Below are 26063 nucleotides of genomic sequence, written 5' to 3' on the forward strand. Positions count from 1 at the left end.
TGCTGTGCAGCGCGATGGCTCCCCGGGTCAGACGACTTCGGGGAGCCTTCCCGTTAAAACCGAAACGGGTGCTGAGGACCAGCGTTCGCGTTCCGGCTCGTACGAGATCACCATTGACGGGTCGCTCTCGCGCGCCTCGTCGATGGCCAGCAACAGGGCGTCCTCCATGTGCCTGGCGTATTCCAGCCGCTCGGGCTGGGAACCCTGCAGCCCGCCGTCGTCAATCAGCACGTGGCCCTTGCCGTCCACGATGACTTTCAATGAATACCCGCTGTCCTCATGAAGGGACCCCCGGGTGGATGAAATTTCCGTGACCCGGTCTGCCCGGACCAGCCCGTTGCCCAGCGTGCGGATCCACACTTCACCCATGAAATGACCTCCCCTTGGCTGTGGGCGCAGATCATCGGCGCCCCATAAGGCGAACGCTACTCCTTCGCGGGCAACTTGTGACCCCCGCATTCTTACCGGGCTTGCACCGAAAAATGGGGTGCCCGTCCGGCGCGTTTGACCTATGCTGGTTGTCGCCAGCCCACCTGGGGTTTAATCGACTTTGGGAGGAACTTATGTGGTCGAAACTAGATGCGTATCTCTTTCCGCTCCGGCCACCGGCAACGTGTCCCTCCGGCACCTTCGTGCTCCACGTTCCCTCTGGAAGGATGGAGTGGTCTGAAGGCATGTTCGGCATCCACGGCCTCAAGAAGGGCGAAGTGGTGCCCACCCTGGAACTCTTCATGGCCCACAAGCATCCGCTGGACCGGGAGCCGGTCCGCGCCCTCTGGGAAAACCTGCTGGACGGCGGCGGCCAAGGCGCGCTCCTCCACCGGGTCATCGACGTGCGCGGCAGGGAGCGGCGCGTTTTTTCCGCAGTCCAGGCCATGGCCGATCCATCAGGACACGTTGAATATGTCCGCGGGTTCATGGTGGACGTGACCCAGAGCCTTCGCATCGAATCCCAGCACGCAGCAGAGGAAGCCATCGAGGGGGCATACGGGCATAAGGCCCTGATCGAACAGGCCAAGGGCGTTGTCATGGCGCTGCGGGGTGTGGACGGGCCGGCGGCATTCCAGGTCCTGGCCACCAGGAGCCAGCACGCCAACACCAAGCTGCATTTTGTTGCCGAAGAACTGGTGAATGCCGCGGCGGACGGCAAAGCCGATGAACTGCTGGCGGGCTACTGATTCCCCGGCACATCCTCTCCCTGCCCGGCACCTGCCAGCGCCCGCGGGACCTTCGGCACTTCCCGCCGTCGTACGCCAGGGGCGACTCTGGTTGCACGTCCGTGGGCCCCCCTCCCTTGAATCGATTGCTGGGTAACTGCCGTTTTGAGCGCCGAAAACGGCCGGTACGGAGCAATCGATGCTGAAATCAAGGGCCTTACGGCGGGAGCCAGGAAACCGGTGAGGAGGGTGGCATGGCAGGCAGGTCCGGTGCCGGCCGCAGCGGCAGCATAGGCTCTGCGATCGTCAACGCCCTGCTGCTTTACGGGATCAACATCTGGCCCGGGTGGCAGGTGCTGCCGTTCCTGACGGCGGATATGGCCCGGGTCCTGGACCTGATCAATGCCTCGTTGATCGCCGGCATCATCGTGAATCTCGTGTGCGTGCTGATCCGCTCCAGGGTGCTGCTGGCATTGGGAAACCTTGTGGTCATGGGCATCGGGGTGGCTGCAATGCTGCGCCTTTGGGACGTCTTCCCCTTCGACTTCGGCACCGCCTGGTCCGGCTGGCCCGTCCTGGTGCGTGTCTTCCTGGTCCTCGGAATCGTCGGCTCGATCATTGCTGCCATTGCTGAACTGGTGAACCTGTTCCGCGCCCTTGCCGGGCTGGAGCCGCGGGCCCGCTGAGGGCCGGCAGACCCATCAGAGCACCCCCGGAGATTCCTGGCACCCCCGCCAATACGGGAGGTCCGGATCGGGCGGCGGCCATAGGATAAATCTGATGACTTCCCCGGATGACCCCGAGCCCTTCAACCTGCGCAGCATTGCGGTGGCCGCCTTCGGCCCAACGTTGCTTTTCGGAATCGGGCAAGGTGCCATCCTGCCGGTGGTGGCCTTGTCCGCCCGCGACCGAGGTGCCTCGGTGGCGGTAGCAGCCCTGATCGTCACCCTGATCGGACTGGGGTCCTGGTTCTTCAACCTGCCCGCGTCCCTGGTGACCCTGCGCTTCGGCGAACGCTGGTCCATCGTGGGCGCCGCCGTCGCCGCCGGCCTGGCCCTGGCAGCCGCCGCCACGTCCTCCCTCGCCCCGAACGGACTATGGCTGCTCGCCGTGGCGATGACCGTCGTCGGGATGTCCGGGGCGGTGTTTGGCCTGGCGCGGCAAAAATACCTCACCGAGGCGGTGCCCGTGGCGTTCCGTGCCCGCGCGCTGTCCACGCTGGGTGGCGTGAACCGGATCGGGGTGTTCATTGGCCCGTTCGCGGGGGCGGCGGTGATGCAGTTCTTCGGCATCGCCGGCGCCTACTGGGTGGGCGTAGTGGCGATGGCGGCCGCCGCCCTGCTGTCCCTCACCATCCCGGACCTTACGACGCCGGAGGTCCGCACCGGTGCGGACGCCGGGCCCCAGCCCACGCTCCGCAGCGTTGCGGTGTCCCATGCCGGGGTGTTCCTTTCGCTGGGCGTTGGCATCCTGCTGCTCAGTGCGCTGCGCTCCTCCCGGCAGGTGGTGATCCCGCTATGGTCCGACCACCTGGGCATGGACGCCGCCTCCGCATCCCTGATCTACGGGCTGTCCGGCGCAATCGACATGCTGGTGTTCTACCCGGCCGGAAAACTCATGGACCGCAAAGGCCGGCAGTGGGTGGCGGTCCCGTCCACGCTGCTCATGGGCACCGCGCTGCTCCTCATCCCGCTGACAGGTTCCTTCGTGGGGCTGCTGCTGGCCGCGCTGCTGATCGGGTTCGGCAACGGGATCAGCTCCGGGCTGGTGATGACCCTCGGCGCCGATTTTTCGCCGGACCGCGGCCGCGGGCAGTTCCTTGGCCTCTGGCGGTTCATGGCCGATGCCGGGTCCACCGGGGGACCGGTGCTCCTCTCCGGGGTGACGGCCCTCGCCTCCCTGGGTCCGGGGATCGCCGCCACGGGCGTCCTGGGGTTCGCGGCGGCTGGGGTGTTCGCCGTCGTGATTCCCCGCCTGAAGCACCGCCGCAACTACTGAAGCGTGTTTGCGCGGCCGGTTGGAGGGTAGGCCGCGCCGCGAGGCTATTCTCGACTCATGAGTGATCCCGGCGCCGCTGCCCGCATCAGTCCGCTGCAGAAGGCTGTGTGGTGGGCGCAGGACTATGTCTACGCCGCGGGTTGGCAGGTCCGCGGATTCTTCTCGCGCGTCCAGCCGGCGTCCTTCCGCAACGGGACCCGCGCACCCGTAGTGATCATTCCCGGCGTGTACGAAAACTGGCAGTTCATGATGCCGCTCATCCAGGCCATCCACGACGCCGGGCATCCGGTGCATGTGGTCACGGTGCTTCAGCGCAACAAGCTGAAAGTGCCGGACGCCGCCAAACTGGTGGCCCAGCACCTGGAGGAGGCAGGGTTGCGCGATGCCATTCTCGTGGCCCACAGCAAGGGCGGACTGATTGGCAAGTACACCATGCTGTCCCTGGATCCCGAACACCGGATCGACCGGATGATCGCTGTGTGCTCGCCGTTTTCCGGCTCGCGCTACGCCCGGTACATGCTGCTGCCCAGCCTGCGCATCTTCTCGCCGCGGAACGCCCTGACCCTCCAGATGTCCCGCGAGCTGGCCATCAACAGCCGCATCACCTCCCTCTACGGGCCGTTCGATCCGCACATCCCGGAGGGGAGCGTCCTGCCCGGGGCCACCAACATTGAGCTGCCGGTGGCCGGGCATTTCCGCATCCTTGGCGACCCCGCCACCGCCCGCATCATTGTGGAGCAGCTGAACCTTCCGGCCTGACGTTCCCGGGCAGTTGCGTTGTCCCTGATCCGCGTGGCGCTTTGGCGGCGATGTGCCGGGCGATGAAGGCCGCGTCCCTTCCCACGCCGTGCACCATCGAGGATGCCAGCGACTGCTGGAAGGTGGCCCCGAGGAAGTACAGTCCCGCTTGGGCTTTGGCTACGCCGCGGACCTGTTCCGGCTCCCCGTCCGGGCTGAACACCGGCAGGTCGATCCACGCCAGGTCCGGCCGGAATCCGGTGCACCAGATGACGTTGGAGATTTCAAGCGTCCTGCCGTCTGCGAGCAGTGGGCGGCCGTCCTCGGCGCCCTCTGTCCTGGGGACGCGTTCTACGCCGGCACGCACCAGGTCACGGTCCTTCACCCTGACCAGTGGCCCGCTGTGGGCCAGGATCTGCGGGCGGGCTTTCCGTCCGGCGGGCGTGTTGAGGTTGAGGACGTGTGAGAAGGCGAAGAAGACGGCGAGGGTGAGCGGACGCGCCGCTACCGCTTCGATGGGCCAGGGAATCTGGCCGGGGTGCCGGCCGGAGAGATAGGTGGTGCGGGTGGACGCGAGTTCAAGCGCGACGTCGGCTCCGGAGTTGCCTGCCCCCACCACGAGGACGGGGCCTGGTGACAGGTCGTCCGGGCTCTGATAGCTGGCCGCCGTGAGCTGCCTGATATCCGGGCTGAGTTGCCCGGCGAAGGCCGGCAGCTTGGGTGTTCGGTCCCAGCCGGGGGCGACCACCACGTTGTCCGCCTCCAGGTCTAGGCCGTCGGCTTCGATGGTGAAACTGTTTCCGTTGTGGCTGAGGCGGGTGACCCTGCGATTGTTCCTGATGGGGAGGTTGAACTTCTCGGCATAGCTGCCGAGGTAGTCGGCGAATTCTTCACGCGACGGGTAGGACCAGGGCGGGCCGGGATAGCGGCTGCCGGGAAGCGCGTCGTACCGGGCCGGGGTGAAGAGCCGGAGGGACTGCCATCGGTTGCGCCAGCTGTCCCCGGTCCGCCCGTTGCCGTCGAGGATGACGTAAGGGCGTTTCAGGCGCGACAGGTGGTAGCCCACCGCCAGTCCTGCCTGGCCGCCGCCGATGACCACGGTGTCGAAGTGCTCTGACATGATGCCCTGCCCTTCCGCCCCTGTTCCGCCGCGTTGGCGCCGTGCGTTGCTGTGGCTTCCTGCTACAATTCATCCGAATAGGATTCGGATGAATAAAGGGTAGGCCTGGAGATGAGTGGAGTCAACGCCCCTTCCCGCAGCTACCACTCTCCGCGGCGGCAGGAACAGGCGGCAGCCACCCGCGACGCCGTGCTGGCCGCCGCCCGCGAGCTCTTCATAGGGGAGGGGTACCGGGCCACCACGGTGGCGGGCATTGCGCGGAGGGCCGGAGTCGCCGTCGACACCATCTATGCGGCCATCGGACGGAAGCCGGACCTCATGCGGGAAGTGGTGGAAGCGGCCATCTCGGGCACCGGCCAGGCCGTGCCCGCTGAACAACGGGACTACGTGATCCGACTGCGGGAGGCGGACGGGGCGGCCCGTAAGATTTCGATCTACGCTCACGCGCTGGCCGGAATCCAGCCCCGCCTGGCGCCGGTCTACCTGGCCCTCCGCGATGCCGCCGGCACCGATCCCGACTGCGCAGCGCTCTGGACCGGGATCTCCGAACGGCGGGCCGCCAACATGCTTGAGTTCGTGGCGGACCTTGCCGCCACCGGCGAGCTGCGAACGGACCGCCCGGCCGCCGAACTTGCCGATGCTGTCTGGAGCATGAACGGACCTGAATACTGGGTGCTGCTGGTGGATCAGCGTGGGTGGTCGCCCGGGCAGTTCGCCGAGTGGCTGGCCGACGCGTGGTGCAGGCTGCTGCTGGCGGGGCAGTAAGCGCCCCTCCGGAACGCCGTGGTGGATATCCGGAGGAGCGCTGTCAGGCCTGTGCGGCAGTCCTACCCATCCGTGCCGGCGGGAGTGGTGGTGGCCGTGTAGCCCTCGAGCTTCAGCGCAGCCTGGGCGTACTTCTGGTCGAAGGTGTCCGCGACGTTGACCTTGGAAGTGTCAACCCCGATGGTCTTCTCCTCGTCGAAGACCGTCTTCGGGCCACCGGCGGGCATGATGCCGTCCGGAAGGAACTGGCCCTTGTCCTGGTCCAGGGCCTTGATGTAGTCGTCCTTGCTGATGGTGCTGTTCTGGACGAAGTCCTGGGGCAGCTTGTCGGCGATCTCCTGGGCGGAGTGGGTGCTGATCCAGTGCATAGTGTCCACGAGCGCGTCGACTACCTTCTGGACCTCATCCTGGTGGCTGTTGACCCAGTCCGTTTGTGCGAGCAGCCCGGCGGACGGCAGGCTGCTGCCCAGGGCAGCCTTGGCGCCGTCCGCGGTCGCGAGGTCGATGGCCGGAACAGCGAGATTCTTCGATTCCAGCGCGCCGACTGTTGGCTGCGTGGTCATGACGCAGTCCGCCGAACCACGCTGGATGGCCGCGATGGCGGTGGCACCTGCCCCCACGGCGATGGTGTGGTAATCCTCCTTGGACAGGCCGGCCTTTGACGCGATGAACTGCGTGAGTTCATCGGTGCCTGAGCCGAGGTCCGTGACGCCGACGGTCTTGCCCTTCAGGTCGGCGCCGGAGTGGACATTGGCGTTGGGGCTGCACATGATCCGCTCACCCGGCGCGCCGGAGAGCTGGATGAGGTTGGTGACCTTCTTGCCCTTCGCCTGGAAGTCCACGGTGTGGATGTACCACGCTCCGGCCATGTCCACCTGTCCGGACGCCATGGCCTCCTCGGCTCCCACGCCGCCCTGCTGCTCGGTGGAAAGTTCCATCTTGACCCCGTACTTTTCGTAGTAGCCAAGCTGCTGGGCCAGCTGGTAAGGGAGGTAGATCTGCTTGTCGATGCCGCCCACCATCATCTTCACTGTGGGCATTGAGCTGCTGCCGGCGGCCGCACTGCCGCTCGCTGAACCGCCACTGGCGGCGGGAGTGGAACTGTTGCCGCACGCTGCGAGGCTGAGGGCCACGGCACCTGCAGCGGCGGCGGCAAAGATAGAGCGCTTCATCATCATTGTTTTACGCATCCTTTGGTTCGTCCCGAACGGGACATGGGTGGTTGTCATTGGGTATTGCAGGTCCAGCGGGTGGGAGGGCGGGTCAGATGGCCTGGGCTTCGGAACGGTTTGGCGGGCGCCACTTCAGGAGCCGGTGCTCAAGCAGGTTGATCAGGGACTCAGCAAAAAGCGTGACGACGGCGATGATCACCATGCAGGCGAACACTGTGTTCGGGTCGAACGTGCCCTGTGCCTGGCTGATGATGAGTCCGATTCCCTTTTGGGCGCCAAGTACCTCGGCAACGAGGGCGCCGATGATCGCGAAACCGAACGCCGTGTGCAGGCTGGCGATGATCCACGTCATTGCTGATGGGATGGTCACGTGCATGGCCACCTGGAACGGTGAAGCGCCGAGGACACGGACGTTGGCTACCAGGTTCTGGTCCACTTCACGGACGCCCTGGAATGCATTAAAGAAGACCACGAAGAAGACCAGTACGGCCGCGAGCAGGATCTTCGGGAAGACTCCCAGGCCAAAGGCCACAATGAAGATCGAGCCAAGCACAATGCGGGGAATGGAGTTCACAATCCGGATGTAGGGCCCAACCACGGCTGAGAGGTACTTGTTGGATCCCAGGAGGATGCCGAGCACCACGCCCACCGCAGTTCCCAGGAGGAACCCGAGGAATGCTTCCTGCGCGGTGACGCCCAGGTTCTCCCAGATGCTCCCGAACGCCGTGCCTTTCGTGAAGAGTTTGACCAGGCTGGCCCAGATTTCGGAGGGCTGGCCGAAGAAGAATTTGTCCACCCATCCCTCCGTGGTGAACCACTGCCAGCCGCCGATGACCGCGACGGCCAAGATCACCCGGCCGGCCCAAATGGACGTGGAGCGGCGCCGGGCCTTTACCCTGCCCGCGTTCTGTGCTGCTGTCTCTGGTTCCACTGGCTTCCCGCCTTTGTGGGTGTCTTGATGAGTGAGGGTTGTCATGCCGCACCCGCCGTGACTGCATACGCGCGGGTGACCTCGTCCTTTAGGGACTCCCAGATGCGCCCCTGCAATTCCAGGAAGCGCTGTTCATGGCGTATCTCCTGCACGTTTCCGCGGGGCCGGGGGAGATCGATGTCGAAGACGTCCTTTACCGATCCCGGGCTGCTGGTCATAATGACCACCCGGTCGGACAGGGCCACGGCCTCGTCCAGGTCATGGGTGATGAAGAGGACGGAGGGCCGGAGCTCCTCCCAGAGCTTGAGGAGCTCATTTTGCATGATGGCTTTGGTCTGCACATCCAGTGCTCCGAACGGCTCATCCATGAGGAGGATCCGGGGATTGTTGATCAGGGCAGCGGCCATGGCAACGCGCTTTCGCATGCCACCTGAGAGCTGGTGCGGATAACGGTCCTCGAATCCGGCCAGGCCAACACGGCGCAACCAGTCCCGGGCAAGATCGGTGGCCTCCCGCTTTGGCATTCCCAGCAGGCTGGGCCCCATCATGACGTTGCCGAGCACGCTCTTCCAGGGGAAGAGGGCATCAGCCTGGAACATGTAGCTCACCCCGTTCGTGATGCCTTCCACGAGGTTGCCGCCAACCTTCACGGAGCCTGCGCTTGGCTGTTCCAGGCCCGAGACCTGGGCCAGGGTGGTGGATTTGCCGCAGCCCGTCGGTCCGACGATGGAGCAGAACTGGCCCGCTTCGACGGTCACGTTCACGTCCCTGATGGCCGTGAAGGTCTCACCCTTGGGAGTGAGGTAACGCTTGGTCAGGCTGCTGACTTCGATGCGGGCCCCGTCGTCGGCCGTGCGTGGGGGGCCGGGCGGCCGGGCGGTGTGGATGGTATTCATTGCAAGACCTCGCTGTCTTTTGATCCAGGTAATTCCGGTCCGTGATGTGGATCACTGGAACTGTGTGAAGCTTAGGAAGTGAACATTGTTGCCAGAAAGACTTCAGTAAGATGTGTGCTTTAGCCGCAAAAGTGCACGTTTTGTGCGTTTTCTGCTGCCCGGTCAAACTGCGGCGATTCCGGGGGTTCCGATGAGCCGTCGGCGGATGGCCGGGCTCCTCCGCCTCCGCCGCCATTTCTCGACATTGACGGCCCAGATCCTCCTGGCCTCACTGTCCCTGCTGCTGTTCACGGTGGTTTTGGGCGGCCTGCTCTTCTCGATGATCAGCAACCAAACCTTGGACCAGCAGTACCAGCTCCGGGCATTGGGCATCGCGACGACGACGGCGCAGATGCCCGAAATCCGTTCCGCGCTCGCGGCGGGGGATCCCGGGCACGTCATAGATGGCCTCGCCCACGGCATCATGGCCGCAGCGCAGCCCGACTACGTGGTGGTCAGCGACACGGATGGCACCCGATTCTCGCATCCGGACCCGGCGCTGATCGGGCGCAGGCTGGAGGAGCCGGTGGCGGTCCTGGACGGACAGACCCACGTGGGTTTCGACCCCGGCAGCCTGGGCCGCTCGGCCAACGCCAAGGCCCCGATTTTCGACGCCGGGGGAGCGGTGATCGGCCAAGTGTCGGTCGGGATCGAGGATACCCAGGTCCTGAGCAACCAGATGCAGAACATTTGGTTGATCACCGGCTTTTCAGCACTGGTCCTGGCTTTGGGCATCGCCGGTTCGCTGTTGCTCTCACGGCGGATCAAACGCGTCACCTTCGACCTGGAACCGGCTGAAATCGCCTCCCTGCTGCAGGAACGCGAGGCACTGTTGCATGGAATCAGGGAGGCCGTCGTCGGGCTGGACGACGACGGCAGGGTAACGGTGATCAACGAGGAAGCCAGGCGGCTGCTTCACCTGGAAGGCGAACCACTGGGAAAGCCCATCGCCGACCTGCTTCCACACGGCCGGCTGCGGGACGTGCTCGCCGGCCGGCTGCCCGGCGCCGACCAGGTGGCCCTGACCGAGGACGCCCTGTTGGTTGTCAACCGGATGCCTGTCTCCACTGCCGGGCGGAGCATCGGTTCGGTGGTCACGCTGCGGGACCGCACCGAGATTGAAGGGCTGGTTCGCGACCTGCATTCCATCCAGGGCCTGATGGAGGCCATGCGGGCCCTGGAACATGAGTACGCCAACCGGCTCCATATCGTGGATGGCCTGTTGGAAATGGGAGACCTGGACCAGGCCAAACGGTACGTCTCGCAGGTGTCCACCATGTCCAGGTCGCTGGGGGAGCGGCTGCGCGCCACCATCGCGCCGCCTGAGCTGGCGGCCCTGCTGCTGGCCAAGATAGCCGTTGCTGCAGAACAGGACGTGCAGATGGACGTCACCGCCGACTCCCGGCTGGAACGTCCGGAAGTGGACGATACGGAACTGGTCACCATCGTGGGCAACCTCCTTGACAACGCCGTGGATGCGCTGGCAAATACGCCCCGGCCGCGGGTGGTGACCGTCCAGTTCGACGACGCGGACGGCACATTCATTGCCGTCCGGGACAACGGGCCAGGGGTTCCGGCCGACAAGATCGACCAGGTCATGGTGGATGGATACTCGACGAAAGACCCCCGCCCCGGCATGAGGCGCGGCATCGGTCTGGCGTTGGTCAGCAGGATTGTGCGCAGGGCCGGGGGCACGCTGGACGTATTCCCAGGGCCCGGCGGTAATTTTGAGGTGTGGCTGCCGGCAAAGACGCCGACAGCTGGCGAGGACAGGAGTGCGCGCGTTGATTAGGACGCTGGTGGTGGACGACGATTTTAGGGTTGCCGGAATTCATGCGGCCCGGGTGGCCCGGGTGGATGGGTTCGAGTGCGTCGGCCAGGTGTACAGTGCGGCCGCTGCGCGGGAAGCAATCGCGGACTTGGGTCCCGACCTGCTCCTGCTGGACATCCATTTGCCCGACGAGGATGGACTGTCCCTTCTGCGCTCCCTGCAGGCGGCCGGGACCCAGGTGGATTGCATCGTCATTACCGCCGCCCAGGACCTGGCCACCGTAAAATCCGCGATGACCAGCGGTGCCGTCTACTACCTGGTTAAGCCTTTCGGGTTCGACCGCCTCCGCACCCAGTTGGAGGCCTACCGGCAGTGGCGGGAGGAACTGGAGTCGGTTTCGATGGCCAACCAGGCAACCATCGACAACCTATACAAAGCGAGGTTGGCCGGAATCAAGGCAGCAGCCCCGGCCCCGCGGCTGCAGCCCACCATGCAGAAGGTGTACGACGCCGTTAGGACAGCCCGCGGGCCAGTCAACGCGGCGGAAATTGCCGGGCAACTTGGTGTCAGCCGGCCAACTGCCCAGCGGTACCTGAGCACCCTGGAACGCAAGGGCCTGCTGGTCCTGGACCTCACCTACGGGAGCACGGGCAGGCCATTGAATTCCTACACGGTGCCGTGACCGGGCAGCGCTTTACCCTCGCCCGTCAATAAGGGCGCGGTTCGGGTAGAAGCGCAGGTCAGACCTCGGTTGAACTTTCAAATACCTTGAGCTTTCATTGACCGTTTACCCCCTCGCGTCCTGAGGTTGGCGGTGCAAAGTGGTCCCCAGTTAGACCACAGCACACCAACCAAGTCTGAGGGGACACATCATGAAGAACAGCACTCTGATCAAGGGAACCGCAGCCATCGCCGTAGGCGCCGCACTGCTGCTGGGCGGCGGGGGCACCCTGGCCAACTGGAACGCGGCCGACGCCGCGGCTCCCGGGACGATTAGCTCCGGTGACTTGAACGTCAAAGCAAGCACTGGAGTATGGACCGACCGGGCGGGCAACGTCATCAACAACATCGGTGCCTACCGAGTGGTTCCGGGTGACAAGTTGACTTACAAGCAGGACCTGACGGTGACGCTCATTGGCGACAAGATGGCCGCAAACATTGTGGTCAGCGGTGCTAATGCCGCCAACAACTTCACCCCCGCCAATGTGACTGTTACCGGTCCTGACCTCAAAGTCGGTGCTGCAGCCGTCGCAAATCCCCTAACAGCCATCAGCGGAACCTCAACGAGGACTGTCACGGCTACTACGACCTTCGAATTCAAGGCCGCTACCTCGGATCGAAACGATGTCAACACCAGCTACAACCTGGGAAATGTTAGCTACACGCTGACCCAGGTCGTGTCGGCTCCCGGGCTGGCTGACCCCACCCCCCAGCCATAGCCGTGTGCCGGCGGGTGGTCGGTGAATAGCCACCCGCCTGCATGATCAGGCGACAGGACCATAACCAGGAGGGACCATGCGCACCAAGCGCAGGCTGCAGACGGCGGCACTGATCGCCGTTGCCGTGGTCCTGGGCCTGTTCGCCGTGCAGGGTACCTTCGCACTCTGGAACGCCGTGGCCTCGGCAGCACCGGGCACTGTCACCTCGGCGTCGTTCGATACAGCGCTCCAGGCGGTCAATACCGGCACCACGACCAACATGACCCTCGCGGACGGGAAGACGGCGGCAACGCTGACCCTGTCGCCCGCCGGGGTCCTCGGTCCGGGCACGTCGGTCAACGGCGGGGTGGTGGTCACCAATAACACCAACGCCGGCGGCCAGTTCAACACTGCAATCACGGCGGGGCCGCCAAGCGTGGCGAACCTCAACGGGGGAGTGCTTGCCACGTACGCCAGCGTCAGCGCGAAGGTGGCAGCCTCACCCGCCGATTGCAGCAACGCCACCGGCTACGCGGCGATCGGTGCGGCAGGGCTCGTCTCACCCACGGTGGCCAAGGCAGGCTCAACTGTCTTCTGCTTCCAGGTCAGCCTTGATTCCAGTGCCCCATCAACAGTGAAAGGACAGGCAGTGAACATCTCGATCCAACTCACCGCACGTCAGCTTTGCGGGGTGCCCAGTGGCTGCTGACCTGACCGAACGCCTTCCCGGCGGCGCAGCCGGACCTTTGAAGCGGTGGACCGGGACTGCCCAGGCCACCCCACGAAGTGGAACCAAACGCATAACCGCGTGGGCCGCCGTCGGACGCTTCCTGAGCATGGCCGCCATGCTGGTGGCGCTGTTCGCAGCCCTGGTCCTCATCGTGGTGCCGGTGGCCACCGGCTCGCAGACCTACACGATCCTGACCAAGTCCATGGCCCAGAAATATCCGCCGGGTACGTTCATGGTGATGAAGCCCGCGCCGTTTGACGAACTCAAGTACGGCGACGTCATCACCTTCCAGCTCTATTCGGGCCGGCCGGACGTGGAAACGCACCGGATCGTCGGCTTCGGTTCCACCCAGCAGGGCGAAAAGACCTTGATCACCAAGGGCGACAACAATGGTGCCAACGATCCCGAACCGATCCGCGCCATCCAGGTCAAAGGCAAGCTGTTCTACGCCGTACCGTACGTGGGCTTCGTGGCGAACTTCCTGGGGAACTCAGACCGTGGCACTTGGACGGTGATCGCAGCGGTGGCGCTGATCGGCTACGGCGCCATCACGGTGTACACGTCCTTCCGGAAGACCCGCAAGCGCGATGACCAGGCAGCCGAGGCTGAATAGATGGCAAGGTTCCGGGATCTTCCAGGCGCGGCGCTCGCTGTAGGGGCCTTCGTGCTCACGGTGCTGCTGGGTGGTGGCGTCGCCTCGGCGTCGGCACTCTGGCAGCAAAGCGCCACCGCGACCATGACCGTCACCGCATCCGGAACCTGGTCTGCGCCTGTGTTCAGCACAACCGGATGCTTGGCCGGAGACACCGCCAATAAGACTATCCAGCTGAGCTACACCAGTTCGTCTGAAGCACCATCCAGGATTACGGTTTCGGCTGCCGCTGCAGGTGGCGCTTACGGCGCCGGCTCAGACCTGGCTGGCCCTTTCAACACTGCGGGCAGCTTTACGATCTCCGGTGACTCAGCGATCTTCAACCAGGTCACCAGCACCTCGGCTACGGTCAAGGTGGTCGCTACATTATCCACCGGCACCCAATCCACCGTGGTCAACATACGCCTGGATACCGGGACCGGAAACAGGAAGGTTTACTGCGCCTGAGCTTTCCCCGCCAGCTCGGCGGAAGAAGGTGCCGCTGCATCCCCCCATGCAGTGGCACCGTCTCCTGCCGAGCTGGCGACGCGCAAATGCTTCTCCGACCCGCAGCGTCCACCTCGCTCCTGGATTGTGGCCCGCGCGAGGGAAGGAGCGCGTCGAGGATGGAGGAGCGAGTCGCGGGCGAGGGCCGGCGTGGTCCGCTCCCCGTGTCTTTGACGGTCGGCGGCCTCACGCGGTCCGTACACTGGCACCATGTCATGCCGCATCAGTGAACTGGTCCTGAACTGCACCGACCCTGAGCTGCTCGCGCGGTTCTGGAGTGAAGTCCTTGGTTACGTGGAGCTGGACCGGGAGGACGGGGCAATTGAGATCGGGCCTCCGGACGCCGGGTTCGGCGGATTGCAGCCGACGATTTTCCTGAGCCCAAGCAGCAACCCGCGGGTGGGCAGGCTTCCGCTGCATATCGACGTCAACCCCGTGGACCGGGACCAGGACGCCGAACTGGAACGGCTGCTGGCCCTCGGCGCCCGGCCGGCCGACGTCGGACAGACCGGCGACGAACAGTGGCACGTCCTGCAGGACCCCGAAGGAAACGAATTCTGCCTGCTGCGCAAACGGCTCGTACCCTGATCGACGACCGCCCCGCTCTGGAAAAGCAGGAATGCCTGGTGGCGCCCACTTCTAAACGCCGCCCAGGCACCAGCAACTATCCACCGCCCCCATCAAGCGCGGGGACCCCAAATCCTCAAGGTTGGCTCAAGACTTCCCGGTAATAAGCCCGGCAGTGCTACGGAGGGGTTCCCCTCCTGAATCTTTGGGCCGCGAAACCTTTCCTGCCGCGCGAGTCCGGCATAGGGTTTGGGGACAGCCAGGTATCAAGCAGCCGGTGAACGGGCCGAAGGACATTCCTGCAACGGAGCAGGGACTGGAAGAGGCGCACATTGAGCGAGTTGATGCTGCTGGCCATGGGCGGCTTGGCCCGGGAAGTGCTGGCCGCGGTCCGGAAGGGCGGGCAATACGACGTCGTGGGGATCCTGGACGATGACCCGGCACTGCTGGGCACCACGATCGAAGGCACCGTGGTGATGGGCGCGCTCGCTGATGCGCCTGCCTTCACCAAAGCATTCTTTACCGTGTGCCTTCCCTCCGGGCGGGACAGGGAAGGCCTGGTGGGCCGGCTCTCCCTCCTCGGCGTGCACGAGGACCGGTACGCCACCGTGGTGGACCCGGACGTCCGGGTCCCCTGGGATTCACGGATCGGCCCCGGCAGCATTGTGATGCGGAACGCCACCATCGCTCCGCAGGCCCGCATCGGCCGGCACGTGCTCCTGAAGCCGCACGTCAACGTGGGATGCAGCGCCAGCGTGGGCGACTTCGCCACCCTGTTCCCCCGCGTGTCGGTGGGGGAGGGCACACGGATTGGCCGGGCGGCGCACCTTGGCATGAATGCCGGGATAGGCGACGGACTGGCGGTGGGGGACTACTCCCACGTCGAGATGCGCTCAGCCGTGATGAACGATATTCCGGAGCACGAAACATGGGCCGGTGTGCCCGCCCGCGCGGAGGCCGCACCCACCCAATAACCCGGACTTCAGACCCTTACGCGGCAGGCACGGAAACGCTACATTGAGGCTAAGCGCGGGGGCGTTTTCCGTTCCCGGCTACCGTGACTGAGGGAACAACGTGGAACTCTTCAGCGATAAACCGGCGCTCGCCGCGGCCGCCCTGACCCGGCTCGTTGCTGCGGACATCGAAACCAAGGGCCGCCCGGCCGGCAGCCTCCGGGCGTACCTCAGCGACCTCGTGGTCCGGAACGGCCCCAGCATCGTGGAGGAGTTGGCCATCGAGCTGGCCCGCCAGCACCTGGCCACGCTCGACCAGCTGGCCAAGGCCACGGGCCGGCCTGCCGCCCGGTACCTGGATGACATAGAGCTTGCCGCGGCCATGGAGGAAAGCATGGGACGCGACTTCGGGACCGCGGGGTGAGCGACTACCGCCCGGGGACATCCCGTCGCCGTGCGGCAAACGCAAACAGCGACGTTGTGGCCACGGTGGCCAGGTAGCCCGCGATCACGATCAGCGAGATGCCGGCCCAGAAATAGTTGGTGGTGCTGGACTCCTGCCACGGGCTCGGTGCGATCCGGATCAGCGAATAGACCGCAACCCCGGCCGAGCCCAGCCCGATCAGCACCGGCAGCATGAGCCAGATCCGGGCCGACCCAAGATGGTCGCCGAATCCCACCCACTCATTCCACGACCCGCGCCGCAGGATCAGCCAGCCGGCCGGAATCATGAACGCGCCCACCAGCAGGAACGCGGCCACCACGTCGGCCGGCCGGTGCCATTGGTTGATCAGGGTGGACACACCGGAGGCGATGGCGAAGGAGCCGCCAATGAAGCCGGCCATGGGGCGCCAGCGCGGGGACGCCATGAGGAACACCGCCGCCGCGGCGGACGCGGCCAGGGTGGTGTGGCCGGAGGGCAGCGAGTTCAGCTCCAGGGTCAGCACCCCCTTGTCCGGGCGCGGCGGCAGCAGGTCCTTGAGCACCTGCGTAGCGACGTTCGCCCCGATGCACGCGGCCACGGCGATCCCGGCTTCCGCCCAGTGCCGCCGGATCACGGTGACAAAGAGGACCACGACGGCGGCCATCACCAGGGAGATGGTGGGCAGCCAGTCGAGGAACTGGGTGGCGGCCTTGCCGGCAGGTCCGTGGATCTGCACCGCCTCCACCAGCGCGGACTCATCAATGAACTGGCCCGTGGTGGTCTGGACAAAGAAGTAGTAGGTGGCAACCAACCCGGCGATGCACGCCACGGTGGACAGCACGAACAGGAACGCCGAGCCCGGGGCAGGCCGCGCCGGGGTCCTGGTGGAGAGTTGCCGTGAAGAAGTCATCGCGTTTAAGCCTGACACAGAAAACTGGAAGGCCGCTCAGGCGGAGGGTCTGGCCGGGTCCAGCCGGGGAACGGCGGCGGCGGCCACCAGCAGTGCCAGTGCGCCAAGCCCGAAAGGCAGGGCCGTGGCCGTGGCGATGGCCCCCACCAGCAGGGGTCCGCCGGCATCACCGAGTTCGCGCCCCAGCTCCGCCGAGCCCATGGTCCGGCCCATCCGCTCCGGCGGCGTGGTGTCCGCCAGGTGCGCAAACCCCAGCGGGGTGGCCACGCCAATCCCCGACCCGATCAGTGCCGCCGCGAGGAACATGGTGACCACGCCCGGGGCGGCCGCCACCAGAGCGATGCCCGCGGCCACCAGGAGCAGGCCCGTCGTGGTGCCCCTGTTGTCGCTGACGGCGTGCCTGTCCCGAAGCCTCCCGATCCACGGCTGCGTTAGCACCGAGCCCAGTGCCACTACGCTGACCGCGGCCGTGCCGGCGAAGGCATCCAGGCCGTGGCGGGTGGCCAGCGCGGGGAGGAAGCCGACGGCGGCACCCAGCGCTCCGGTCGACGCGGCAAGCACCAGCGTGGGGACCAGGAAACGGCGCTCGCCCACCTGCCGCGCCAGGTCCATCACCGTGTACCGCTTCCGCGGCAGCGGTGCCAGATGCGGTACCGACACCAGCACCCACACGGCCGTGGCCGCCGCCAGCGCGGACAGGGCCCCAAAAAGCAGGGGGAAACCGCCGGCCAGGATCAGCCCGGCGCCCAGCGGGGGCCCAATGATGTAACCCACGCTCTTCCAGGACCCGTAGCGGCCAAAGTAGGTGCCCGCCTTTCCGCCGCGGGCCATCCTTGCCACCATGGCGGACGACGACGGCGAAAACGCCGATGCGGCCGCGCCCTGTCCGAGCCGCGCCAGGGCGAGGACCAGCGGGTCAGCGGCGCCAAGGCCGATCAGGGACAGCGCGGCGAAGGCGAACAGGCCGCCGACAATGACTGGCTTGGCCCCAATGCGGTCACTCAGGGCGCCGAACACCGGTTTCAGGAACACCTCGGCCACGTCGTAAAGGGCCAGGAGGATGCCGAGGTTGAGCAGTGTCAGGCCGATGTTTTCGCTCTCCGCGCCCAGCCCGGCCGCGATGCTGTGTGCTCCGAAAGCCGTGACGAATCCCGCCGCGTACAGCGGTGCCGTTGCCTGGCGGGTGGCCTGCGCGCCTGGCAGGGAACTGTCGGAGCTCATAGCTGGGACTTTAGTACCTTCACAAAGTTGTGAAAACTTCGAAGACTTGAGGCATGAACACCGTCGTCCAGACAGCGCAGCTGCATAAACATTTCGGCCAGGTCCGGGCCCTCGACGGATTGGACCTGGAAGTCCAGCGCGGCGAAATCCACGGCTTCCTGGGCCCGAACGGCGCAGGAAAATCCACCACGCTCCGGGTCCTCCTGGGACTGGCCAAAGCCACCTCCGGGTCCGCCACCGTCCTGGGGCTCGAGCCGTGGACCCAGGCGGTGGAACTGCACCGCCGCCTGGCCTACGTCCCCGGCGACGTCCGGCTCTGGCCCAACCTGTCCGGCGGCGAAACCATCGACCTGCTCTCCCGGCTGCGCGGCGGCACGGCGGACGGTGCCGCGTACCGCCGTCGGAAAGACCGCCTGTGCCAGGTCTTCGACTTCGACCCGGCCAAGAAAGGACGCGCCTACTCCAAGGGCAACCGGCAGAAGGTCGCGTTGATCGCCGCACTGGCCACCGAAGCCGAGCTCTACCTCCTGGACGAGCCCACCAGCGGCCTGGACCCGCTCATGGAGGAAGTGTTCCGGCGGGAGCTGCTTGCCGCCGTCGAACGCGGCGCCACCGTGCTCCTGTCCAGCCACATCCTCTCCGAGGTGGAAGTGCTCTGCCAGCGGGTGAGCATCATCCGCGCCGGCAGGATTGTCGACGGCGGCACGCTGGACTCCCTGCGGCACCTCACCAGGTCAGAGGTTTCCTTCGCCGCGGACGGCCTGGACGCCGAAGCCCTGGCCCGGCTGGGCGCGGTGCATGACCTGGCGCTCGACGCCGGGCGGGTCAGGTTCAGCGCCGATTCGGACCGGATCGCAGAGGTACTGCCCGCACTGGGCGCCTTGGGCGTGCAGGGCCTGACGATCGTGCCGCCGTCGCTCGAGGAGCTGTTCCTGCGGCACTACGGTGACGCCCCCGCCGCTGACGGGGCCCACGCCGGCGCCCCCGTCGAAGAGCATCATGGTTCCCGGCGGCACCTGCTCGGGGCGAGGGGGCGGAGCTGACATGGGCGTCCTCCTGGTTCTCTGGGGCCAGCGGCTGCGCCGGGACCGCTGGCAACTGGCCAGCTGGGTGGTGGCCATCGGGGCATTCGCGCTGTTCGCGGCCGCAGCCGTCACCCAGACCTACGGCAACATGGCCAGCCGCACCGAGATCCTGCAGGTGGCGATCGCCACGCCCGCCATCCTGATGCTGCGCGGCCTTCCCCGCGGAGCTGACCAGGGAGCCTTCACGTTCTTCCTGATCTACGCCTTCCTTGCCCTGCTGGCCGGCCTGATGAGTACCTTCCTCGCAGTGCGCCACACGCGGGCGGACGAGGAGACCGGTGCCGCTGAACTCATCGCCGCCACCCCCGCGGGCCGGCTGCTTCCCTACACCGCCACCCTGCTGCACGGCATCATGGCCGACATCCTGGTGGCGCTCGCAGTCTTTGCCGGGTTCGCCGCCCAAGGCCTGGACGCGCAGGGTTCCCTGACCGCTGGAGCCGCAACGGGCGCCGTCGGCTTCGCCTTCCTGGGCGTAGGACTGCTCGTGGCCCAGTTCATGGGGACTTCACGCGGGGCGAACGGTGCCTCTGCCGCGCTGGTGGTCCTGGCCTACGTGGTGCGCGGGATCGGGGACGCCACCGGAACGCCGGGCGCGGACGGGACCACCATGACCGAAGGTGCGGCCAGTTGGTTCTCACCCATCGGATGGGGCCAGCAGACCTTCGCCTACTCCGGGAACCGCGGCTGGCCGCTGCTGCTGGTCGTCGGACTCGGCGTGGCCTGCCTCGCGGCGGCATGGCTGATCATGGGCGCGCGCGACGCCGGTGCGAGCGTCTGGGATACGCGGCCGGGACGGCCCGGAGCCCGGGCCGGGCTGCGGAGCCCGGTGGCGCTGGCCCTCCGCCTGCAGTCAGGATCGATCATCGGGTGGGGGCTCAGCGGCCTGGCGCTGGGATTGTTGGCGGGGTCGCTGGGGAAGGCGATTTCCGCCGTCGACACCCCTGACACGAACATCACCGCGGTGCTGCGGGCCATGCTCCAGTCGCAGGGGACCTCGCTGACCCAGCTCATGGTCTCCGTGCTGTTCATGATGGCCGGGGTCCTTGCGGCAGCATGCGCACTGCAGGCGGTGATCAGGCTGCGGCAGGAGGAAGCCGCCGGGACGGCCGAACTGCTGCTGTCCGCTCCGGTGGGGCGGGTCAGGTGGCTTGCCGGGTACCTGCTGCTGGGCGGGGCTGCCGTGGTGCTGGTGGTGGGCCTGGCGGGGGTCGGCGCGTGGGCCACGCTCATCGGCGCCGGAGACCGGTCCATGCCGGCCGATGCCCTCTGGCAGACCGCCCTGGCCCAGTTGCCGGCGGCCTTGGTCTACCTCGCCGTGCCCGCCCTGGTCTTTGTCCTGTGGCCTTCCGCCACCGTCGCCGCCAGCTGGGGGCTGCTGGCCCTGGGCGTGATGCTGGGTATTTTCGGTGGCATGCTGGGCATTGACCAGAGCCTGCGTGACCTGTCCCCGTTCACCCACACGCCCGTACCAAAGCCAACCGGAACCGACTGGAGCGGAGCGTGGTGGATGCTGGCCATTGCCGTGGTGGCCGGCGCGCTGGCTGTCGTGGTGATGCGGCGGCGGGAGGTGGGTTCGGCATGAGCGCCGACGCCGAGGTGGCGGACACCAGGGAGATGCTGCCGGGCGCGGGCACGGGTGATGCTGGCGCCCCCGCTCCCGCCCCCGCTACCGCCGCTGCCGCCGAACGGACGGCCGCCGCGTTCGCCGCTGCGGGGTTCCCCAAGATGCCTGCCCGGACACTGTTGGCGCTGGTGTCCTCGGAGCAGGGCAGCCTCACCGCTGCGGAGCTTTCGGAACGGCTGGGGGCCAGTGCGGCGGCAGTCTCCGGTGCCGTGCGGTACCTGCAGACGGTGGGCTTCGTGCACCGGATCTCGCAGCCGGGCAGCCGCCGCGACCTCTACGCCCTGCATGAAGACGAGTGGTATGTGGTGTCCATGCGGAACAGCCCGGTCTATGAAAAGCTTGCGGCACTGACGGATGCCACTGCGGAGACGCTCCCGGAAGGGTCCCCGGCACGGGCCCGGGTGGCGGACATGGCGCGGTTCTACCGGTTCCTCAACTCGCGGATCCCGGCCCTGCTGGACGACTGGGAACATGAGCGGGAGGCGGCACCGTGACCATCATCGACAACGCGGTCTATGTGAATGGGCTCCGCACCGAGGACCCGGAGGACCTCGACGAGACGTACTTCCTGCTCCGGCAGCGCGAGGGGATGGCCTGGATCGGCCTCTACCGGCCGGACGCTGAGGAACTGCAGTCCGTGGGCGAGGAATTCGACCTCAACGCCCTGGCCGTCGAGGACGCGCTCGCCGGCCACCAGCGGGCCAAGCTGGAGCACTACGGCGAGTGCTTGTTCCTGGTACTGCGGCCTGCAAGGTACCGGGACGACGTGGAGAAGGTGGACTTCGGCGAAATCCATGTCTTCGTGGGCGATGAATACGTTGTCACTGTCCGGCACGCAGAGTCCCCGGACCTTGCCAAGGTCCGCCGCCGGATGGAGGCCATGCCGGAGTTCCTGGCCCTGGGCCCCGACGCGGTGCTCTACGGGATAATGGACCAGGTGGTGGACGAATACGAGCCCGTGGTGGCCGGCCTGGAGAACGACATCGACGAAATCGAGGACGACCTCTTCGGGGCCGATCCCGACGTGTCCCGCAGGATCTACGAGCTGTCCCGCCAGGTCATCACCTTCCAACGGGCCACCAGCCCGCTCGCCGGGATCCTGCAGGCCCTGATCGCCGGAACTCCGGACCGCGACCAGGCAACGGAACTCCGGGACCACTACCGGGATGTCCTGGACCACGTCATCCGGCTCAACGAACGCGTTGCCTCCTTCCGCGCCCTGCTGCAGAACGCCCTGGCCGTGAACGCGGCCCTGGTGGCCCAGCGCCAGAACGATGAAATGCAGCGCATGACCGAGTCCAGTTTTGAGCAGAATGAGCAGGTCAAACGCATCTCCTCCTGGGCTGCCATCCTGTTCGCTCCCACCCTGGTGGCGTCCATTTACGGCATGAACTTCACCAACATGCCCGAACTGGCCTGGACCTACGGCTACCCCTACGCGCTGGGCCTGATGGTGGCCATGGGCCTGGTCCTCTACCTGGCGTTCAAGCACAACAAATGGATCTGAACCCGGCGGTTCCCCGCGTACAGTAAACGACATGCCCACCCCCGGCCTTCCGACTGCCCCTGACATGCCCCAACCGGTTCCCCCGCTGGAAGAACTGCTGGCCGGCGCCCATGTGGTCACCCTGCCCATGAGGGTGAAATTCCGCGGCATCATGCAGCGCGAATCCCTCCTGCTGCGCGGCCCCGTGGGCTGGGGGGAGTTCTGCCCGTTCCCGGAGTACGGCGACGCCGAGGCCTCGCGCTGGCTGGCTGCCGCCATCGAGGCGGGATGGCAGGGGTTCCCGGCCCCGGTGCGGACGGCGGTTCCGGTCAACGCCACGGTTCCGGCCGTTTCCGCAGACCTGGTACCGGAGGTGCTGGCACGGTTCGGCCGGGTGGACGCCGTCAAGGTCAAGGTGGCGGAGCGGGGCCAGTCGCTGGACGACGACGTAGCCCGGCTTCGTGCCGTCCGCTCCGCCTTGCCGGACGCTGCCGTCCGCGTGGATGCCAATGGCGGGTGGGACGTGCCCGGCGCAGTCGAGGCCCTGTCGAGGCTGGCGCCGGTGGGGCTTGAGTACGCTGAGCAGCCGGTCCCTTCGATCGAGGGACTGGCCGAGGTCCGGACCCGGCTCCGTGACGCGGGCACTCCCGTGCTGATCGCCGCGGACGAGAGTGTCCGCAAGGAGACCGACCCCCTCCGCGTGGCCCGGGCGGGCGCGGCGGACCTGATCGTGGTCAAGGTGGCGCCGCTCGGGGGAGTGCGGCGCGCCCTGGACATCGTGGCGCAGGCCGGACTTCCCGCCGTCGTCAGCTCCGCCCTGGACACCTCCGTGGGCATCCGCGCCGGGCTGGCGCTGGCCGCCGCCCTGCCGGAGCTGCCCTATGCCTGCGGCCTTGGCACGGTGTCCCTGTTCGAATCCGACGTCACGCTGGACCCCCTGGTGGCCGACGACGGCGCCATCCGCCTGCGCGACGTGGCCGCCGACTCCGGGCTGCTGGAGCGGTTTGCAGCTCCCGCGGACCGGCGCGACTGGTGGCTGAACAGGCTCCGCCGTGTCCACGCCCTCCTCACCCCATCGATTGCTGAGTAGGTTGGGTGACTTCGTGCGCGTGGAGAAGGTGACCATGCGCGTGGGCTGGTTCTGCCTTGCTGCCGTCAGCCTGGGCATTGTGGTGTTCGGTGTGGTGGTTGCCCTGTTTCCGCCGGCCGGGGATGCCGGCCTCTACCGCGCGGATGGGCTGGCCTCTGCAGGACTTGGCCTTTTCGGGTTGCTGATCGTGCTGGTGCCGTACCGGCGGCGCGAACGCTGGGCCTGGTACGCGCTCTGGTTCTATCCGTTGTTTTGGGCGGTGCATCTTATGGGGAATCTCCCTCCGGGTAACGACCACATCCACCAGGTGGTCTTCATCGCCCTTTCGCTCGCAGGGCTCCTGCTGCCGGTCCGCGCCTTCTTCCCGACACGGAGCAGCCGATGAGGGATTGGGCAACGTTCCTGCAGGTCACGGGGGGTTAACCATAACTTCATCGAATGGACGGTTTCCTGTAGGAACGGGCTGGAAGGGTGAGCGGGCACCCCAAAGACATTCCTTCGGAAGGTTCCCCATGTCTGAAACTGCCCGCAAGTTCACCCTGCTGCCCATGCTCGGCCATACCAAGGGCAAGCGCAGCCCCGTCACCTGTGCGCTCAAGTGCGACAACGCCTGCGCCGGCGACGTCTGCAACACCAGCTCCAACAGCTATTTCCGCGACATCGCCTCAGCCACCATGTCCCGCCGCGCCGCCCTGGGCCTTGGCGCCGCCGGAGCGCTCGCCGTCGCCCTCGGTTCAGCCGTAAGCTCCGCCGAACCTGCCTCCGCCGCCGGCCTGTCCAAGGCCGCCAAGGAAGGCTTCGGCAACTCCAAGCTTCAGTTCACCGCCATCAAGCCGGTCGACAAGGCCGTCGACGCCTTCACCGTGCCGGAGGGCTTCACCTGGCAGCCGATCATCCGCTGGGGCGACCCGCTGTTCAGCGATTCCCCCGAGTTCGACCTGAACAACCAGACCGCTGCCGCCCAGGCCCGCCAGTTCGGCTACAACAACGACTACACCGATATCGTGGAAATCCCCGGCAGCAAGGGCCGCCGCGCGGTGCTATTCACCAACCACGAGTACACCAACGAAAACATCATGGTCCCGGCCGGCTACGACCCGGTGGAAACCCGGGCCATCGGCCGCGCCGCCCACGGCCTTGCCGTGGTGGAACTGGAGCGCAAGAACACCACCAAGCCGTGGAGTTACGTCAAGGGCGCGCCGCTGAACCGCCGCTACCTCTCCGACACCACCTATGAACTGACCGGCCCTGTCGCCGGCTCGGCACTGGTCAAGACCGTGGCCGACCCGTCCGGCCGCGCCATCAAGGGCACGTTCGGCAACTGCTCCGGCGGCACCACCCCGTGGGGCACCATCCTCTCCGGTGAGGAAAACTTCAACGGCTACTTCGTCTCCGGCGGCACGTCAGCCGGCGACAAGCGCTACGGGCTCACCGCCAAGCCCACCGCACGCAAGTGGGAACTCGATGACCCCCGCTTCGACACCCGCAATGCAGGGTATGAGAACGAGGCCAACCGCTTCGGCTGGATCGTCGAAGTCGACCCGTTCGACCCCACCTCCACCCCCAAGAAGCGCTCTGCCATGGGCCGCTTCAAGCACGAGGGCGCTAACGTGATCGTGGCCGAATCCGGCCACGTGGTGGCCTATATGGGCGACGACGAGAAGTTCGACTACCTCTACAAGTTCGTCTCCAAGGACAAGTACGTCGAAGGCGACCGCAGGAACAACATGAACCTGCTCTCCGAGGGCGACCTCTATGTAGCCAAGTTCACCGGCAACTCGCCCGCCGCGGAAATCACCGGCACCGGGGCGCTCCCCTCCGACGGCGCGTTCGACGGCACCGGCGAATGGCTGCCCCTGGTGGTCGGCGGCAAGTCGGCAGTACCCGGCATGTCCGTCGAAGAGGTCCTGGTGTACACCCGCCTGGCCGCGGACAAGGTGGGCCCCACCAAGATGGACCGCTGCGAGGACGTCCAGCCCAGCCTGCACACCGGCAAGGTCTACGTGGTCTGCACCAACAACTCCGACCGCGGCACCGGCACCAAGGAAGGCGCCACGGAGGTCAACCCGCGCACGCAGAACCGCGACGGCCACATCGTGGAAATCACCGAAACCGGCGACCAGACCTCCACGAAGTTCAACTGGACCCTCCTGATGGTCTGCGGCGATCCGGCGCAGGGCGATGTCACCTACTTCTCCGGCTACCCGGCGGACAAGGTCTCGCCCATCTCCTGCCCGGACAACGTGGCATTCGACTCCGTGGGCAACCTCTGGATCTCCACCGACGGTGCCCCCTCCGGCATCGGCTACAACGACGGCCTCTTCAAGGTCACCCTGGACGGCGCCGAGCGCGGCAAGGTGGAGCAGTTCCTCGCCGTTCCCCGCGACGCCGAAACCTGCGGTCCGGTCATCCACGATGACGAGCGCACCGTGTTCGTCTCCGTGCAGCACCCGGGCGAGGAAGGCACCTTCGAGGCGCCGCACTCCTTCTTCCCGGACTACGTCCCGGCAGGCACGACGCCGGCACCCGGCCAGGTGCGCGCGCCCCGTCCCTCAGTGGTCCAGGTGTTCCGCGGCTAATATCCGCGACCTCCGGTGATTGAGCCTGTCGAAATCTGACGCGCCATCACCTTTGGCCGCTTTTCCGGGGACGCGCCATCACTTTTGGCCGCTCTTCCGGGGACGCGCCATCACCTTTGGCCGCTTTTCCCTAAACGCCTGCTCACCTTCCGCCCCTTCCGGCGGAACGGTGGGCGGGCGTTTGGGTTTAATGTCCGCCTTTCCCAGCTATTGAGGTGACGAATGTGACGCTTGACACGTGTTAGGTCGGT

At 66.5% G+C, this 26063-nt stretch carries 28 protein-coding genes; 21 read left to right on the forward strand and 7 right to left on the reverse strand.

Annotation, left to right across the window (positions count from 1 at the left end; all coding sequences use genetic code 11):
• Positions 1-27 precede the first annotated feature (27 nt).
• The gene (locus AC1DIP_RS01045; protein WP_307359124.1) at positions 28-369 is read right to left on the reverse strand and encodes a thioredoxin domain-containing protein; all 342 of its coding nucleotides are present in this window, start codon (positions 367-369) and stop codon (positions 28-30) included.
• 287 nt (positions 370-656) lie between these two features.
• Here AC1DIP_RS01045 and AC1DIP_RS01050 point away from each other — a divergent pair, with 287 nt between their 5' ends.
• From AC1DIP_RS01050 to AC1DIP_RS01065, 4 genes are all read left to right on the forward strand, one after another.
• Complete coding sequence (locus tag AC1DIP_RS01050) at positions 657-1178, forward strand: PAS and ANTAR domain-containing protein (RefSeq protein ID WP_477732536.1); 522 nt, start codon at positions 657-659, stop codon at positions 1176-1178.
• Between the two features lie 233 nt (positions 1179-1411).
• Positions 1412-1843: a hypothetical protein gene (locus tag AC1DIP_RS01055; RefSeq protein WP_477732537.1), complete on the forward strand. Its 432-nt coding sequence runs from the start codon at positions 1412-1414 to the stop codon at positions 1841-1843.
• 94 nt (positions 1844-1937) lie between these two features.
• Entirely contained in the window at positions 1938-3155 is a 1218-nt protein-coding gene (locus tag AC1DIP_RS01060) for an MFS transporter (protein ID WP_477732538.1), read from the forward strand.
• A gap of 57 nt (positions 3156-3212) precedes the next feature.
• Positions 3213-3914: an esterase/lipase family protein gene (locus tag AC1DIP_RS01065; protein ID WP_477732539.1), complete on the forward strand. Its 702-nt coding sequence runs from the start codon at positions 3213-3215 to the stop codon at positions 3912-3914.
• On the opposite strand, the gene AC1DIP_RS01070 is transcribed toward AC1DIP_RS01065, so the two are convergent.
• On the reverse strand, positions 3883-5013 hold the full coding sequence (locus AC1DIP_RS01070; protein WP_477732540.1) for a flavin-containing monooxygenase: 1131 nt from the start codon (positions 5011-5013) through the stop codon (positions 3883-3885). The genes AC1DIP_RS01065 and AC1DIP_RS01070 overlap by 32 nt on opposite strands.
• A gap of 111 nt (positions 5014-5124) precedes the next feature.
• Here AC1DIP_RS01070 and AC1DIP_RS01075 point away from each other — a divergent pair, with 111 nt between their 5' ends.
• Positions 5125-5778 carry a TetR/AcrR family transcriptional regulator gene (locus AC1DIP_RS01075; protein ID WP_477732541.1) on the forward strand — a complete coding sequence of 218 codons (654 nt, stop codon included), beginning with the start codon at positions 5125-5127 and terminating at the stop codon, positions 5776-5778.
• 62 nt (positions 5779-5840) lie between these two features.
• Here AC1DIP_RS01075 and AC1DIP_RS01080 read toward each other — a convergent pair whose 3' ends face one another.
• The 3 genes from AC1DIP_RS01080 to AC1DIP_RS01090 all read right to left on the reverse strand — a co-directional run bounded on the left by AC1DIP_RS01080 (position 5841) and on the right by AC1DIP_RS01090 (position 8777).
• On the reverse strand, positions 5841-6950 hold the full coding sequence (locus tag AC1DIP_RS01080) for an ABC transporter substrate-binding protein (RefSeq protein WP_476206692.1): 1110 nt from the start codon (positions 6948-6950) through the stop codon (positions 5841-5843).
• Between the two features lie 91 nt (positions 6951-7041).
• The gene (locus AC1DIP_RS01085) at positions 7042-7881 is read right to left on the reverse strand and encodes an ABC transporter permease subunit (RefSeq protein ID WP_476206690.1); all 840 of its coding nucleotides are present in this window, start codon (positions 7879-7881) and stop codon (positions 7042-7044) included.
• A 41-nt stretch (positions 7882-7922) separates the two neighbouring features.
• Positions 7923-8777 (reverse strand): ATP-binding cassette domain-containing protein, encoded by an 855-nt coding sequence (locus AC1DIP_RS01090; protein ID WP_476206688.1) that lies wholly within the window; start codon positions 8775-8777, stop codon positions 7923-7925.
• Positions 8778-8967: 190 nt separating this feature from the next.
• On the opposite strand from AC1DIP_RS01090, the gene AC1DIP_RS01095 reads away from it, so the two are divergent.
• The 9 genes from AC1DIP_RS01095 to AC1DIP_RS01135 all read left to right on the forward strand — a co-directional run bounded on the left by AC1DIP_RS01095 (position 8968) and on the right by AC1DIP_RS01135 (position 15817).
• Entirely contained in the window at positions 8968-10608 is a 1641-nt protein-coding gene (locus AC1DIP_RS01095) for an ATP-binding protein (protein ID WP_476206687.1), read from the forward strand.
• A complete protein-coding gene (locus AC1DIP_RS01100) occupies positions 10592-11269 on the forward strand; it encodes a response regulator (RefSeq protein ID WP_476206685.1) in 678 nt (225 codons plus the stop codon). Before AC1DIP_RS01095 ends, AC1DIP_RS01100 begins: the two co-directional genes overlap by 17 nt.
• 190 nt (positions 11270-11459) lie before the next feature.
• Positions 11460-12026: an alternate-type signal peptide domain-containing protein gene (locus tag AC1DIP_RS01105; protein WP_476206683.1), complete on the forward strand. Its 567-nt coding sequence runs from the start codon at positions 11460-11462 to the stop codon at positions 12024-12026.
• A gap of 76 nt (positions 12027-12102) precedes the next feature.
• Positions 12103-12714, forward strand: a complete 612-nt coding sequence (locus tag AC1DIP_RS01110) for a hypothetical protein (protein WP_476206681.1) — start codon at positions 12103-12105, stop codon at positions 12712-12714.
• Positions 12704-13348 carry a signal peptidase I gene (locus AC1DIP_RS01115; RefSeq protein ID WP_476206679.1) on the forward strand — a complete coding sequence of 215 codons (645 nt, stop codon included), beginning with the start codon at positions 12704-12706 and terminating at the stop codon, positions 13346-13348. Before AC1DIP_RS01110 ends, AC1DIP_RS01115 begins: the two co-directional genes overlap by 11 nt.
• Positions 13349-13834, forward strand: coding sequence for a hypothetical protein (locus AC1DIP_RS01120; protein ID WP_477732542.1), 486 nt, complete (start codon positions 13349-13351; stop codon positions 13832-13834).
• 249 nt (positions 13835-14083) lie between these two features.
• A complete protein-coding gene (locus AC1DIP_RS01125) occupies positions 14084-14461 on the forward strand; it encodes a VOC family protein (RefSeq protein WP_476206676.1) in 378 nt (125 codons plus the stop codon).
• Between the two features lie 311 nt (positions 14462-14772).
• Entirely contained in the window at positions 14773-15414 is a 642-nt protein-coding gene (locus tag AC1DIP_RS01130) for an LbetaH domain-containing protein (RefSeq protein WP_476206674.1), read from the forward strand.
• Positions 15415-15514: 100 nt separating this feature from the next.
• The gene (locus AC1DIP_RS01135; protein WP_477732543.1) at positions 15515-15817 is read left to right on the forward strand and encodes a hypothetical protein; all 303 of its coding nucleotides are present in this window, start codon (positions 15515-15517) and stop codon (positions 15815-15817) included.
• 4 nt (positions 15818-15821) lie between these two features.
• On the opposite strand, the gene AC1DIP_RS01140 is transcribed toward AC1DIP_RS01135, so the two are convergent.
• Positions 15822-16727, reverse strand: coding sequence for a phosphatase PAP2 family protein (locus tag AC1DIP_RS01140; RefSeq protein WP_477732544.1), 906 nt, complete (start codon positions 16725-16727; stop codon positions 15822-15824).
• A 36-nt stretch (positions 16728-16763) separates the two neighbouring features.
• Positions 16764-17948 carry an MFS transporter gene (locus AC1DIP_RS01145; protein ID WP_477732545.1) on the reverse strand — a complete coding sequence of 395 codons (1185 nt, stop codon included), beginning with the start codon at positions 17946-17948 and terminating at the stop codon, positions 16764-16766.
• A 53-nt stretch (positions 17949-18001) separates the two neighbouring features.
• Between AC1DIP_RS01145 and AC1DIP_RS01150 the strand changes: the two genes are divergently transcribed.
• The 7 genes from AC1DIP_RS01150 to AC1DIP_RS01180 all read left to right on the forward strand — a co-directional run bounded on the left by AC1DIP_RS01150 (position 18002) and on the right by AC1DIP_RS01180 (position 25812).
• Entirely contained in the window at positions 18002-18991 is a 990-nt protein-coding gene (locus AC1DIP_RS01150) for an ABC transporter ATP-binding protein (RefSeq protein ID WP_477732546.1), read from the forward strand.
• A 1-nt stretch (position 18992) separates the two neighbouring features.
• The gene (locus AC1DIP_RS01155; protein ID WP_477732547.1) at positions 18993-20615 is read left to right on the forward strand and encodes an ABC transporter permease; all 1623 of its coding nucleotides are present in this window, start codon (positions 18993-18995) and stop codon (positions 20613-20615) included.
• Positions 20612-21151 carry a MarR family transcriptional regulator gene (locus tag AC1DIP_RS01160; protein ID WP_476206663.1) on the forward strand — a complete coding sequence of 180 codons (540 nt, stop codon included), beginning with the start codon at positions 20612-20614 and terminating at the stop codon, positions 21149-21151. The genes AC1DIP_RS01155 and AC1DIP_RS01160 overlap by 4 nt, the downstream gene beginning before the upstream one ends.
• Positions 21148-22164 carry a magnesium/cobalt transporter CorA gene (gene corA / locus AC1DIP_RS01165; protein WP_476206661.1) on the forward strand — a complete coding sequence of 339 codons (1017 nt, stop codon included), beginning with the start codon at positions 21148-21150 and terminating at the stop codon, positions 22162-22164. Before AC1DIP_RS01160 ends, corA begins: the two co-directional genes overlap by 4 nt.
• Before the next feature lie 31 nt (positions 22165-22195).
• Positions 22196-23233 (forward strand): o-succinylbenzoate synthase, encoded by a 1038-nt coding sequence (locus AC1DIP_RS01170; protein WP_477732548.1) that lies wholly within the window; start codon positions 22196-22198, stop codon positions 23231-23233.
• 13 nt (positions 23234-23246) lie between these two features.
• Entirely contained in the window at positions 23247-23618 is a 372-nt protein-coding gene (locus AC1DIP_RS01175) for a hypothetical protein (RefSeq protein ID WP_477732549.1), read from the forward strand.
• 127 nt (positions 23619-23745) lie between these two features.
• Positions 23746-25812, forward strand: coding sequence for a PhoX family protein (locus AC1DIP_RS01180; protein ID WP_477732550.1), 2067 nt, complete (start codon positions 23746-23748; stop codon positions 25810-25812).
• Positions 25813-26063 lie beyond the last annotated feature (251 nt).

The sequence above is a fragment of the Pseudarthrobacter sp. 05T312 genome (assembly GCF_056396685.1).